Genomic DNA, 12,609 nt, shown 5'->3' on the forward strand with positions numbered 1-12,609 from the left:
CAGTTTTTCTGTTTCTATTCCGCTTCACGTTCGCCGTCTTTCATTAAGCAGAGTGGGTAAAAATTAACGTTCCTCCTTGGGAAGGTTTGGTTTGATTTCTTTTAACAGTCAGCGAGTATGTTAGAATTCAATCTCTTCGCCGCTTCGGAAGACGCGTTATTAAAGAAGGCTGACAACGCCTATGCTGGCCGGTGCTTGTAGAGTTTTAATAGCTGTTTGGTTTGCCATGCACTTCATTTCAGGTGCCGCTGCGGATCAAAAAACATTGCACATCGCGTCCATAGATTGGTGCCCCCAACTTTGTATTGACGGCGATAAAGCTGGCTATATTACCGACATCGTTGAGCAGATCTTTGAAGCCAGTCCCTATGATTTGGCGATCAAGATCTATCCTTGGTCCCGCGCCATTCAATACACAAGAGCAGGGAGAGTTCATGCATTGTTGTCTCCCGCAAAAGCTGAAGCGCCTGACCTGGTCTATCCCGCAGAGGAAATCGGGGTTCAAAGGATGTGCTTCTTTGTCCTTACGGACAACCCTTGGACATTCGAGGGGACATCCTCACTCGAGGGGCATTTGACAGCTGTCGCAACCGACACTTCAATTGAGGAGTTGAATGAGTTCATTTCGAAGAGAACGGATCTGTTCTTCTTTGCTCCCTATAGCGATGAATATCTGAAAAACAGCATAGATATGCTGGTGTTAGGTCGCGTGAATAGTTTTTTGTTCACTCATAACTCAACCGTTCACGCTGCCCGGCAGCTCGGCATGGAAAACAGAATTCGCCAAGCCGGTTGTGTCTCAGTCGCGAAAGTTTATATGGCATTTTCACCTACAGAAGAGATGGCTTCTGATGTTGCGGAAATGCGAGCCTATTTTGATAGCGCAATGGCCAAGTTCAAATTGGACGGACGAGTCAGCGGTGTTATGGCGCGATATGGACTTTCAGATTGGACACAGCCGGAAGGCGTCCTGGAACGGTAAAAATAGCCTCCCAAAAGTCTTGGTTCTTTCGAACAGTCTGGCCAGCGCTTAGAAATACAATCTGGGCCGGCCACCCGAAAGGGTGTTTGTGCAAAACTCTTTGGGACCGCCTGTTCGGTAGCATTGGCGTGGGGGAGTGCTTTGAACGAATTGAGTTTGGAACTGCCCGATGGCTCCAATCTGAATGGGGTTGTCGACTACATACAGGACATTTTCTGTATCGACCTGCCGTATGCGCCGGGAATGGTGTTTGTCGGTGCACAGTTTCAACCGGCGAAGGGAATGGAAGCAATCTCGGCTGGGGCCGCTGATATCGATCCTCAGAGGGCTCTAGAGCGGTGCTTTGGCGAGATCGCAGAAACACTATCGCAGTTCACAGCTTTCAAATCAGACGAAGTGCAGATCCAGGAAAACCTGCCGCTTGTGGCATCAAAGGAATTGTCTTCGGATTTTGGAGCCTTAGGACCTGATTTAGGAAGGGATGGCTGGGTTTCTGGACTAGAAACTTTATGTCAGGCGGATCGTTTTGTTCCAGCCTCTCTGTGTTTCCGGGACCTTAAGGGACAATTAGAAACTGAAACCGCCTTCAGTTCAGGCTTCGCAGCGGGTCAAACGCTGTCTGCTGCCATTGAAGTGGCGACACTGGAGCTGATTGAGCGGGATGCTGTTGCTCTGTGGTGGTATGGAGGACGGCCGCCCCGCAAAATCGCTGCCCCGTTTTTGGACCAGGCGGAGCGTTTCCAGAAAGTCATGCGAAAGGGGAGTGGGGATCGGCAAACCATTCTCCTGGACCTGAGTACTGACATTGATGTGCCCGTAGTCGCAGCCGTATCGGCAAATGCAGATGGTGGTGATGTCGCCTTCGGCTACGCTGCACGCAGGAGCGTTTCGCAAGCGATTGTAGCGGCTCTCAAGGAGTTGGCGCAGATGGAACTGGGTAACATCCTGTGTGATCTCAAAGTACAGTCCGGCAAAACCGATCGACTGACTCCGGCCGACTTTAAGGTGGTAAAGCGGCGTCAGCATTTGTCCCTTGGATCAAGTCTCTTTGGTTGTCCTCCGCGTGAGCGCGGTTTGAAACCGGCCGGTCAGGATGCCGATATTGACGCAGCTTTGCAGAATGCAGGTCTAAGAAGGTTTGTCGTTGAGATGACATCGCCCCAAATAGGTGTGCCGGTTGCCCGAGTTGTCTGCCCTCAATTGCAACCACTTCCCGTGGTATTTACCTCGCAAAGATTGACATGTGCGCAAACGTTGTACAATGGATGGTCCGACACTGTAGTGGTGTGTGAGCCGATTTAACATTTCTTGTTCCAGCGCGTTGATTGGGGGAACGCTTGGATAGAAATTTGTACGTCCGCGTTATCGGTCCGCCAGCATTTGAGCTGGATGGTCAAGCATTTAGCACTTCGTCTCGGAAGGGCGATGCCTTGCTTGCGTATCTGGCGGTAAGTGAGCGAAGCACCATTTCCCGGCAGTCTGCGGCCGGTCTTTTGTGGTCGGAATCGAGCGAAGACAAGGCCCGCATGTCTCTTCGTCAAGTCATCCGTTCCATCCGTGTGGCCTGTAAGAGTGTTGGATATGACGACTTTTACGCAGACCCACAGAGCATTGAGTTGCGTGGCAGTGGATTTAGAATTGACGTCCAAGATCTGCTGACATCGATTGAACACTCCGAAGTGCCAAAGCGTGGCGTGCTTCACGAATTGCGGTATTCACACAAAATCTTCGCCGGCTGTGATGAATTCGATCCCAATTTCACCAATTGGCTGCGGGTTCAACGTCAGATCTGGAGTGACAGGGTCATGGAAGCCCTGTTGCAGAAATTCAACGAAACGAAAGAGCTGCCAGCAATTGGCGGGAAATGGGCGCAAGCCTTGTTTGTCTTCGACCCTTCCAATGAACCAGCTGCACGCTATCTCATGATCGAGAAGGCGTCAGAAGGGGATTATGCCGGCGCGATCGCAATCTATGACACGCTTTGGCAAACTCTATCAGAGGATTTTGACACTGAACCGGATTTTGAAACGCAGGATGTGATTGCCGACATCAAGCTGGGAAAGGTCGACCAGTCCAGGCAACACCCCGTTCCTCGTAATGTGTCGGTGTCCCAAGATTTGTCCGAACACCCGATCATCATCGTTGCGCCTGTAGACCAATCTACTCAGGGAGAAGTCGCCAACTCATATTTGCAGGGCATGCGCTCTGAACTGATATCCCGGCTCGTAAAATTCCGCGAATGGTCTGTCGTTGATTGGGGAGCAGATCAAAAGGAGAGTAAACGGCCAACCTATTCAATTCCGCTCTCCGCATGGCGCGAAGGTGGGGAAATCGCGTATTCCTTGAACCTGCGGGATGAGCATTCAGGGACGTTTGTTTGGGGGCAAACGATCCGGTGTGCCGAGGGCCAGTCCCCGCTTCAACGGCATAACTTTCTGCAAGAGATTGCCTATGCCGTGCGGGTGCAGGTATCTGCAGACCGGCTGCAAATGGCCAGCTCCGGAGATGCGTTGATGCCCGGGTTGTATGATGCCTGGATACATGCGCAGCAGCGCTTGCAAAAATGGCGGGATGCTGAAGACAACAAAGCCTTAGAACTGCTTCGGTTTATTGTAGAAAAGGCGCCCAACTTTGGCCCAGCCCACAGCGCGATGGCGCAATTTGCCAATGGCCGTCATATTGTCCGGCCAGGGCTGTTTCGGCGTACGGCAAATGCCGAATTCGCCTACAGTCACGCAAAAAAAGCTTTGGAGTTAGACCCACTGGATGCCCGGGCCCATTTAAGTGTTGGCTGGACCCAAGCGCTTTTGCAGAATTTTGATGAAGCTGAAAGCTCCTTTACCTCGGCCATACAACTAAATCCAAACGATCCGTGGGCGTTGATTTCCGGAACTCACGGATTGGCATTTTGCCGGTCAACAGATGAACAAGGCGTCGATACCGGTATGATCCTGGATCTTGATGTCGACCTTGCTCCGGAACATTGGAGTTATTTAGCGGGAATCCGGTTTCTCGCAAGAGACTTCGATGGATGTCTTGCTGCCTCTGCGCGTGCCGGGCAGGGGTATTACGGGATGAAAACCTGGACGATCTCCGCGCTCTCGGAATTGGGTCGATTCGATGAGGCAAAGACAGAAGCGGAAGAGCTTTACAAGCTGCTCAAACAGGATTGGTACGGGCAAGTGGCGCCGTCACCGGAAAACGCCGGTGACTGGCTTGCTCAAATGTTTCCAATCCGGTCAAGCAGCCTCCGGCAGCGCATTCGAAAATGGCTGTCGGAAGCCGGATTGTAAGACCTAGCCAGTCAGAAGAGGGGGATTTGACCTGGCTGGTTTGACCGGTTAGCGGCAGACCGAGACTGTATAGTCGGATACCCGGCAAAGGAAAAAATCAAGATTGGTCATATGGTCGTTTGACGGCTCGGATTCCTGTCCGTCGGTCTGGCCACGCAGTTTGACCCGATAGAAGTTGGGTACATCGTAACGGCCGGTGGCTTCCTCCCCGGATGAAAGCACTTTCATAGTGTTTTCGATCATTTTCTTCGGAGGCAGGCGCAGGAGAAATTCATTCGGTTCTGCTTGTACCGCGCGAACACAGTCGTCATCCTTCCAGCGGTCTGGCACCATTGCGATTGGGTCTGGGCCTTCAAGAACCTTGCGCAGATCGCCAATGGTTTCCGGCGGAGTGGCCTTGCCAACGGCCCAATCGTGGATCAGTTGCCCAAACTCCACGGGTTTGATGACTTTGAAACGGCCAAACTCACCTTGGTGAATGTCAGACATAATACTCTCCTCCAGCATGATACTCTCCTCCAGTTATAAAAACGAAAGTCTGCTGCCGTCTTCCAGGGTCTTGTATTCATCTGGCAGGTGATGGTCGATCCAGCGGATCAAATCCGGCATGGTTTGGGGAATGGGACCGGCCCCGGTTTGTTGAAATAGGATGGACGCGGCGATTTGCGGCGTATGGGAGTTTGGCAATTCCAGCTGCTGTAGACCGCGGTCGTCGTCAACTGCGCGGAAGAGGGTCTCCGCAACGATGATCGACCCGATCGGCCCGAGATGCTGTCCCTGTCCGGGCCCGCTGTTGGCTTCGATGAGCACGAACAGCCCCAATGGCGGGTTGCCACTGAGTTCATCAATCGTTTCGGTTGTCAATCTGGGAGGAAGGACACCTGAGCCGATCGGTCGTGTCGGCCGGTCTGCGAAAGATTTGATCTCAGCGGCAATGTCAGCGCTATTTGCAATTGTCTGCCGGCTTGCTGCTGGAAAATCTGGTTTTGTTGGAACCGTCTGCAGGATGTGTTGCCGCAACCGCTCGACTTTCAATACAGGTGCGGACACGCATCGCAGCAGATCCAGATAGGCAAGAGTGTCATTGTCGAAATGGACGCCGTCTTTGAGCTTGCTGTTCAGCGCTCGCATGTAGAGCGGTCCCAGCAGGTTGCTCTTTTGAGAAACGACAGCCGGAGTCCTGTCCGGAAGGTCAAAGAAAAAGGACCAGGCTGCAATCCAATCATCGTTGAGCGGGGCCCGGTTGGGTTCACCGTCCGACGTTTGTCCAAGAACGTCCTCAAGCGTGAAGGCTTCGCCGTTCATCCGCTCTGACATTTCATAAAGTGGCCGGACCATTGCATGGCCAAACCGATAAGCTGCATGGGTAAATTCACTTGTGACCGGATTGTTTTCATCAACTTCGAAAAGATACCGGTCGGGGTCCTGTGATCTGCTGTAGTAGTGATAGATGTTTGGATCCAGCAGCTTTTGCAGAAAGTCATTTCTAATGATGTTGCGGTAGACGTATAAAACGACCGCTTTGGCAAAGTTGAAATGGGTGTCGATGTCCGATCCCGGATGCTGTTCCTCCGAATAGCCAACGACAATGTTGTGAAAGTGGGAGAATAGGGCGGTGAGCTGAGAGAGGATTGGATTGTTGTCGTTGCGCGCATCGGCAATGAGCGGACGGCCGCCCCGTTTGACACCGCTGTCGTCATACTCCTGATACCGGCAGATGTCGCGCTTTGGCTGGTTCACTGTGCTCTTGTTGTGAGTCACAGGACCGAGTTTCAGCCGTGCATCGATGCCTTTGAAATCACTTTTGAAATCATAACAATGCGCTGAAACCAGCGGACCGCTTCCATAAAGGGTGTTCAGCATCAAGGCATCGTTCTGAACATTCGTCCGAACCTTCGGCGCCTCCATGTTGGGCCGGATTTCGCCATTGATTGTTATGTCGTGGGCAATCAGTTGGGCAAAATAGGTATAGCCCGCCGGAATGCGCGGGTTTTCGCCCCAGTTGCCGTAAACTGGGCCGCTTGTACCGGCGGCCTCCATGAGAAGGGCGATGTTTCTGAAAAGATCCTCAGTCCTGCGTTTATCCAGTTTTCCATTGGCTTCGATGCCGGAATAAAGATCTGCAGGCGCTGGCCGTGTGCCATTGGATAAGGCGGGGAAAGGAGAACGTCTTTTTAAAAAATTCGATTGTTCAAAGTCTGAGAAGACTGTTTCCAGTCTTAAAGTGCTTTTGAGTAAATGCATTACCCTTCCCCGCCTTAACCTGCCCTTCCCGAAAGAAAATGGGAAAGACAATTCTTTCTTTGAAACGGGAATTTCCTCCTGTCCGTCTCATGAAAGTTTATGCTTTTTATTTTGCGCCTGCGTCGATGAGGCTTGTTGAATTTCTGGAAGCAGTAGACAGCTTGCAACGTGATTCCATCGTGATTCCTGCTTATCACGGTTGGATCACGGCGAATTTTCATGGCTTTTCGGCCATTTTATTTGTCCGCGTTCTAAAGTCGTTCGAAGATGTGAAGCAACGGTGACACAAGGTGCGGTAAATTCGCAGTTTCACCCGCCTGGATTGCCGCCTGCCTGAAACTGCCCTAATGCCCGAAGGTCCAGTAGGCTGCCAAGAGAATGGCCAAGCCGACTGTCGCTTGTAGGATAGAACCGCCAGCCAGGATTGCGGTCGCGTGGCCTTCGCGCATGTCGCTGAGCGCGCTTTTGCGGACCAGCCAATAAAAACTGTCATTCGGCAATATGGCGACAAAGGAGCCGAGACAAATCGCCAACACCGCGGCAACTGGCGGCAATCCAGCAGCTATCACGATGGGGGCGGCGATCGGCGAAACCGCTGCAAATGTGGACATGCTCGAACCCTGAACAATCTTGAAAGAGGCGGTCAAGGCAAAGAGGCTCAGCAGGGCAAGGCTGCCACTTTGGCCTGCAAAGAAATTGCCAACCGGGACCGTCAGAGTTACGGATGCGCTGAGGGCGCTGGCAGCCCCGATTATTACGAGGAGTGAGCCACTCCGGCTCAGACCGGTCTCAAGGCACGCACGACGGTCGCGTGCGGGAACCATTGCCAGAGCCACTCCAGCAGCACACATAAGCGCGCCTTTCGGGTTCACAAGAAAACCGACGACGACATTCTGAGAGAAGTCAAAGCTGACGCCGAGTGCCAACAAGGCGCACAATGTGCCAAAGGGAATGAGGACCTTGAGCCGTGTCTTCGTGGTACCTGATGAAGGTGGTGCCGTTTCAGCTCGAAGTTCAACAAACCGCGCAAAAGCCAGACCAGCTGCATAAACTGGCAGAAACAAAGCAAAACAAGTGATCAATAGCCAAGTGTCGCTCACGCCAATGCTGGTTGCGACAATGAGAGGCCCGGCTGGAAACAACAGTTTGAACCCGGCGTAAGAACCGAAAGCTATTTCCAGGCGGCGCCGTTTGCTCATCGGTGTGAGCGCTGCATAGGCGGTATCTGGACAGACCATACCTGCCGCAGCCAATGGAGACAGTCCGACTGCCAACAGGGGTGGTGCCTCCACTCTGATCCGGTCAATCGTGGCCGCAAGTGTGAACGAGGGGATCAGTATTAAGGCGAATTCCCCAATCGCAGCGCCCCAGCCAGCGTTGAACACAGCTACGAGCTCTTTGGCGGGCAGTCCGGCGGCCAAAAGCAGAACCAGTGTCGCGAGGATCATCCAGACAGGCAACGGCAGACTTGGTGCGGTAAACCGGCGCCGCGTATTAGCTTGTTCCTGAGGGACTGTTATCGCGTTCTTGGTCATGCCCGAGCTCCATGAACACGTTGTTCCGTTTCAAGACCGGCGATCGGCGTTCCATCCGAACCAGAACATTTGATCTCAGAGCGAGGCGGAAAAAGAGGTGGATCCGGCAGGATCAGCTGCATGTAAACAACATCAATGAACTGGCCGAATTTATATCCGAGGCCCTTGGATAAGCCCCTGCGCTTGAAGCCGAATTTTTCGTGCAACGCGATTGATCCGCTATTGGCACTGTCGCCAACCACAGCCATAACGGTCGCAAAGCGGTTTGACTGTTCCGCATACTTCAGCAGGGCACCGAGTAGCTGTGTGCCGACGCCTTGCCTGGTCATGCTTGGGTCCATGTAGATCGAGACTTCTGCCGTGTAGCGGTAGGCAGACCGGTCTTTATGGGGGGCGAGATAAGCGTATCCCGCAATTTGGCCTGCGATGTCAGCTACGAGCCAGAGGTAGTTTTGGGCCTGAATAGCTTCTATCCGCTGGGCCATCTCCTGTTCATCTGGAGGAACTTCTTCAAAGGTGGCAGTGCCATGTTTGACGTAATGAGCGTAAATTGCGCTCACCGCAGCGACGTCCGCCGGCCTAACAGGGCGGATGTTGATTGTGCTGGTTTTGGTTGGCGCAAAATCTTCGGGCTGTCCATTGTCTTCCATTTGGTATGCCACTCAAACCGCTCCAATCTTGTTCAAAGGGCAAAACCAATTTCGAATGCGCGCCGAACGTTTGCTGTCGGACTGTGTTTTGCCTGCGATCAGTGATCGTAGAGTGTTGAGATGCGGGCAAAAGACGGATTATCCTCAGTGTCATTATGAGAAAAAGTCATGATACATGGTCGAAGAGCTCACTCCGTGCGATGCGGGCCTTTGAGGCAGCAGCTCGGCTTGGCAGTTTCACGGCCGCCGCAGAGAGTTTGAATGTCACTCAAGGGGCCGTCAGCAGACAGATCAAGGAACTGGAAGGCGTCATCGGGAGGCCGTTGTTTCGGCGTTCAGGACCCCGTTTGTTTCTAACAGAACAGGGCCGGGCATTTGCAGATCAGCTGGCTGAGATATTCGCGGATCTTCAGCAGGCTTTTTGGAACGTGCAAGGGTATGAGGAGACGGCTACGGTCACCATTTCGACACTGCCGAGTGTCGCAACCCGGTGGCTTGCCGCACGGCTAAGTGAGTTTGACCGTGACTTTCCTGACGTTGACCTGAAAGTCCTTGCGTCCCGGGATTTGGCCGACTTCAGGACAGGTTCGATAGACGGGGCGATCCGCTTTGGGCAAGGCAATTGGCCGGAGGTTGAGGCTGAATATATTGGTGGTGAAACCGTGTGCCCGGTATGCACACCCGGCTTTGTTGCCGAACATAATCTCAATTATCCGGAAGACCTTCTGCAGGTCCGGCTGTTTCACAGCGATATGGAGGAAGGCTGGCAAGGATGGTTTCACCATGCCAGCGTTGTTCCGCCGCCGTCCTTACGCGGACCTCAGTTGGGCGATGATGCGGCCACGATGCAGGCTGTCTTGAATGGGCAGGGGGTGGCACTGGGACGAACCTTGCTGGTTGCCGATGATCTTGCCGACGGGAAGCTTGTTCAACCCTTTCCCGTCTCTTTGCCGATTTCATTTGGCTATTGGTTCGTAACCGAAAAACCTTCGCGGGATGATCCGCATCTCATGGCAGTGCGGTCCTGGTTGATCGAACGGATCAGAAACACGTTGGAAGGGGAGATCGGCTGACCGGTTTCCTGGTTATTTTTCGGCTTCGGACAAAAAATCTTCAGCAAGCTCAACCCAGAACGCCGCACCAATGGGCAGGGCATCGTCGTTAAAATCGTATTCCGGGTGGTGCAGCGGCGGGTCATCATCCGTTTTGGCTGTGCCGAGGAGGAAGAAGCAGCCGGGTTTTTCTTCAAGGAAGTAAGCAAAATCTTCGCTGCCCATCTCCGGGCTGGGTAAGGTTTTGACCTTGTCTTCACCTGCAAAGCGACGCGCGACAGATCTCATATAATCTGTTTCGCGCTTAGGATTGTACATTGGCGGATACCCGCGCTCATAGTCCACATCGACCTGCATGCCATAACTTGCAGCCTGGCCTTCGGCTATCAGGCGGACACGGCGCTCCAACTCATCCCGCAGATTGTTATCAAACGCACGGATCGTGAGTTTCATCTCGGTGCTCGCAGGGATCACATTGCTGGCGATGCCGCCATTAAAGGCGCCGACCGTGATCACGGCCTGATCCATCGGATGTACATTTCGGGAGAGGATCGTCTGCAGCGCCATGATGATGGATGCACCACAAACGATCGGGTCGGACGCTGCTTGGGGTTGTGCTCCATGCCCGCCTTTGCCGATCACCGTGATGGTGCATTCATCGGCGGCTGCCATCATCGGACCGTCGATAAAGGCGAATTCGCCGAAGGGAATGGTCGGATCATTGTGCAGGCCAAAAACAGCGTCGCACGGAAACCGTTCGAACAGGCCATCTTCGATCATCAGTTTGGCACCGCCGAAGTTCTCTTCAGCAGGCTGGAACAGGAGATGAACCGTGCCGTTAAATTGTTTCCGGTCTGCCAGACGTTTGGCCGCGCCAAGCAACATGGCCGTGTGCCCATCGTGGCCGCAGGCATGCATCATGCCTGGGTGCGTGCTGGCATAGGCCGCGCCCGTTTCTTCCTGGATCGGCAATGCGTCAAAATCGGCCCGGATGCCGATGCTGCGATTGGACGTGCCATTGCGCAAGGTGGCGACAATTCCGGTCTTGGCGAGGCCTCTGGTCACCTCAAAACCCATGGCCGCTAGCTCACCTGCGACATAATCCGACGTTTTATATTCGGATAAGCCAATCTCCGGGATCTTGTGCAGATGGTGCCGTGTGGCAACGAGATCTGGATCGAAATTGGTGGTCTGTTTGGTCATGATCTTTTCTGAAATCATTTGTGAAATTGGCGCGTCGCTTAGGTTCCGCGGCTGGGGATGCGGTTTTCCAACAAGCGGAACAGCAATACCAGAATTCCCGTTAGGCACATATAGATAAGCGCCAGGAGAAGCAGTGGTTCATAGGTGAGATAGGTGTCCTGGCGGACCCGGGAAATGATGGCGTAAGCGTCAACGACCGTGATGGTCGCGACGAGCGGTGTGGCTTTCAGTTGCAGCACGGTTTCGCCGCTGAGGGTTGGCAGCGCTCGGTAAATGGCCCGTGGCAACCAGATCCGCCGGAACATTGTAAAGCGGCTCATGCCAAAAGCACGGGCGGCCTCCAGCTCGCCACGCGGGACACCGGCAAAGGCGCCGCGCATCACTTCACCTTCATAGGCGGCAAACGACAGCATCAACGCAGTGAAACCATAAGGCCAGGCTTGGCGCAAATATGGCCAGAACATCGACTGACGGATTTCCGGGTATTGCGCAAACACCGATCCGAGGCCGTAATAGAGGAGCCACAATTGCAGCAGAAGCGGAGTGCCGCGGATCAGCGTGCAAAAGCCCCTCGCTATGGCCGCCAGCGGCCAAGGGCCGGTGACCTGTACAAGACCAAGTGGCAAGGCCAACAGAAATCCAGCCGCGGCCGTTGAAAACAGGAGGAACAGGGTTTCGCCGATGCCGTAAATCAACTTGCTCTGGTATTTCGGCAGCCAGTCCCAGCGCAGGAAATAAATGGCGCAGCCAACGATCACCCCAAAGACGGCAATCAGGAAAATCCTGTGTGGCTCCAACAGGCGGCGAGGCGGCGGCGGCACATAGGCCGGCATGGTGACTTTTGTCTCGCTCATGTCACACAGGCCCCGCGATGCCGCGTCTTGCGCGTCTTTCGATGATGGAGATGATCCGGTTGGATACCAGCGTTAGCGTGAGATAGAGGACCCCGGCGGCGCAGAAGAAGAGCATGTAAGCTTTTGTACTGCCGGCCGCCTGCCTTGTGACAAGCGTCAATTCGCTGAACCCGACGACGGCCAGAAGAGCCGTGTCCTTTGTGGCAATTAGCCAGAGATTGGACAGGCCGGGAATGGCGTAGGGCAACATTGCCGGCAAAGTGATGCGGCGCAGGGTTTTGAAGGGTGACATACCGTATGCGCGGGCCGCTTCAATCTGGCCCGGCGGTATGGCCTTGATCGCGCCGCGAAGGACTTCAGTTTGATAGGCGCCTTGGACAACGCCGATGACAAAAATCCCGGCAGCAAGGCCGCTGATGTCGACCCGTGGCAGACCGGCCAAGCCCAGAACCGCGTTTACCGCATCGGACCCAGCGTAATAAAGCAGAAGAATGAGAACAAGTTCCGGCACCGCACGGATGATCGTCGTATAGATTTCCAGCAAATCCCGCAGGATCGGGCCGCCATAAAGCTTGCCGAATGCACCGGCAATTCCGATCAGAAGGCCGAGACTGAAACCACCAACGGCAATCTGCAGAGACGCTGCAAATCCTTGCAGGAGCACGCCGCCCCAACCGGGTGGTGACAGTGCGAGGAGTTCGAGGTTCAAGAAACCGGCATCAACAGCCATCGACGGCAAATCACCTTAGTTTTATCGAAGAACCGCCGGCGTCAAATAACGCCGGCGGGGTTAGGT

At 53.9% G+C, this 12,609-nt stretch carries 12 protein-coding genes; 5 read left to right on the forward strand and 7 right to left on the reverse strand.

Going from position 1 to position 12,609, the window contains the following annotated elements; translation table 11 throughout:
- The first annotated feature begins 181 nt into the window (after positions 1-181).
- The 3 genes from FJ695_RS12220 (at position 182) to FJ695_RS12230 (ending at position 4,275) form a co-directional block, all read left to right on the forward strand.
- Complete coding sequence (locus FJ695_RS12220; protein WP_141185708.1) at positions 182-982, forward strand: ABC transporter substrate-binding protein; 801 nt, start codon at positions 182-184, stop codon at positions 980-982.
- A gap of 141 nt (positions 983-1,123) precedes the next feature.
- The gene (locus FJ695_RS12225; protein ID WP_141185709.1) at positions 1,124-2,284 is read left to right on the forward strand and encodes a YcaO-like family protein; all 1,161 of its coding nucleotides are present in this window, start codon (positions 1,124-1,126) and stop codon (positions 2,282-2,284) included.
- Between the two features lie 35 nt (positions 2,285-2,319).
- On the forward strand, positions 2,320-4,275 hold the full coding sequence (locus FJ695_RS12230) for a BTAD domain-containing putative transcriptional regulator (RefSeq protein WP_141185710.1): 1,956 nt from the start codon (positions 2,320-2,322) through the stop codon (positions 4,273-4,275).
- Positions 4,276-4,323: 48 nt separating this feature from the next.
- Here FJ695_RS12230 and FJ695_RS12235 read toward each other — a convergent pair whose 3' ends face one another.
- Positions 4,324-4,764 carry a hypothetical protein gene (locus FJ695_RS12235; RefSeq protein ID WP_141185711.1) on the reverse strand — a complete coding sequence of 147 codons (441 nt, stop codon included), beginning with the start codon at positions 4,762-4,764 and terminating at the stop codon, positions 4,324-4,326.
- 33 nt (positions 4,765-4,797) lie between these two features.
- Positions 4,798-6,519 carry a peroxidase family protein gene (locus FJ695_RS12240; protein ID WP_141185712.1) on the reverse strand — a complete coding sequence of 574 codons (1,722 nt, stop codon included), beginning with the start codon at positions 6,517-6,519 and terminating at the stop codon, positions 4,798-4,800.
- 38 nt (positions 6,520-6,557) lie between these two features.
- On the opposite strand from FJ695_RS12240, the gene FJ695_RS12245 reads away from it, so the two are divergent.
- Positions 6,558-6,803 (forward strand): hypothetical protein, encoded by a 246-nt coding sequence (locus tag FJ695_RS12245; RefSeq protein ID WP_141185713.1) that lies wholly within the window; start codon positions 6,558-6,560, stop codon positions 6,801-6,803.
- Between the two features lie 60 nt (positions 6,804-6,863).
- Here FJ695_RS12245 and FJ695_RS12250 read toward each other — a convergent pair whose 3' ends face one another.
- Entirely contained in the window at positions 6,864-8,054 is a 1,191-nt protein-coding gene (locus tag FJ695_RS12250) for a hypothetical protein (RefSeq protein WP_141185714.1), read from the reverse strand.
- Positions 8,051-8,716 (reverse strand): GNAT family N-acetyltransferase, encoded by a 666-nt coding sequence (locus tag FJ695_RS12255; RefSeq protein ID WP_209011022.1) that lies wholly within the window; start codon positions 8,714-8,716, stop codon positions 8,051-8,053. Before FJ695_RS12255 ends, FJ695_RS12250 begins: the two co-directional genes overlap by 4 nt.
- A 188-nt stretch (positions 8,717-8,904) precedes the next feature.
- Between FJ695_RS12255 and gcvA the strand changes: the two genes are divergently transcribed.
- Entirely contained in the window at positions 8,905-9,777 is an 873-nt protein-coding gene (gene gcvA / locus FJ695_RS12260; protein WP_168206341.1) for a transcriptional regulator GcvA, read from the forward strand.
- 12 nt (positions 9,778-9,789) lie between these two features.
- Here gcvA and FJ695_RS12265 read toward each other — a convergent pair whose 3' ends face one another.
- Genes FJ695_RS12265 through FJ695_RS12275 form a run of 3 tightly spaced genes read right to left on the reverse strand, consistent with a single transcriptional unit; the run spans position 9,790 to position 12,543 of the window.
- Entirely contained in the window at positions 9,790-10,959 is a 1,170-nt protein-coding gene (locus tag FJ695_RS12265; RefSeq protein WP_141185716.1) for a M20 aminoacylase family protein, read from the reverse strand.
- A gap of 38 nt (positions 10,960-10,997) precedes the next feature.
- Complete coding sequence (locus tag FJ695_RS12270) at positions 10,998-11,813, reverse strand: ABC transporter permease (protein WP_141185717.1); 816 nt, start codon at positions 11,811-11,813, stop codon at positions 10,998-11,000.
- A 1-nt stretch (position 11,814) separates the two neighbouring features.
- Positions 11,815-12,543, reverse strand: coding sequence for an ABC transporter permease (locus tag FJ695_RS12275; RefSeq protein WP_141185718.1), 729 nt, complete (start codon positions 12,541-12,543; stop codon positions 11,815-11,817).
- Positions 12,544-12,609 lie beyond the last annotated feature (66 nt).

Origin of the sequence: Labrenzia sp. PHM005 (genome assembly GCF_006517275.1) — a bacterium.
Lineage (GTDB): Bacteria > Pseudomonadota > Alphaproteobacteria > Rhizobiales > Stappiaceae > Roseibium.

What these genes read in the sequence shown, in the direction of transcription:
- gcvA (WP_168206341.1), top strand. Translation starts at nt 8,905, where the DNA reads ATGCGGGCCTTTGAGGCAGCAGCTCGGCTTGGCAGTTTCACGGCCGCC.
- FJ695_RS12245 (WP_141185713.1), top strand. Translation starts at nt 6,558, where the DNA reads ATGGGAAAGACAATTCTTTCTTTGAAACGGGAATTTCCTCCTGTCCGT.
- FJ695_RS12275 (WP_141185718.1), bottom strand. Translation starts at nt 12,543, where the DNA reads ATGGCTGTTGATGCCGGTTTCTTGAACCTCGAACTCCTCGCACTGTCA.
- FJ695_RS12265 (WP_141185716.1), bottom strand. Translation starts at nt 10,959, where the DNA reads ATGACCAAACAGACCACCAATTTCGATCCAGATCTCGTTGCCACACGG.
- FJ695_RS12270 (WP_141185717.1), bottom strand. Translation starts at nt 11,813, where the DNA reads ATGAGCGAGACAAAAGTCACCATGCCGGCCTATGTGCCGCCGCCGCCT.
- FJ695_RS12220 (WP_141185708.1), top strand. Translation starts at nt 182, where the DNA reads ATGCTGGCCGGTGCTTGTAGAGTTTTAATAGCTGTTTGGTTTGCCATG.
- FJ695_RS12240 (WP_141185712.1), bottom strand. Translation starts at nt 6,519, where the DNA reads ATGCATTTACTCAAAAGCACTTTAAGACTGGAAACAGTCTTCTCAGAC.
- FJ695_RS12235 (WP_141185711.1), bottom strand. Translation starts at nt 4,764, where the DNA reads ATGTCTGACATTCACCAAGGTGAGTTTGGCCGTTTCAAAGTCATCAAA.
- FJ695_RS12250 (WP_141185714.1), bottom strand. Translation starts at nt 8,054, where the DNA reads ATGACCAAGAACGCGATAACAGTCCCTCAGGAACAAGCTAATACGCGG.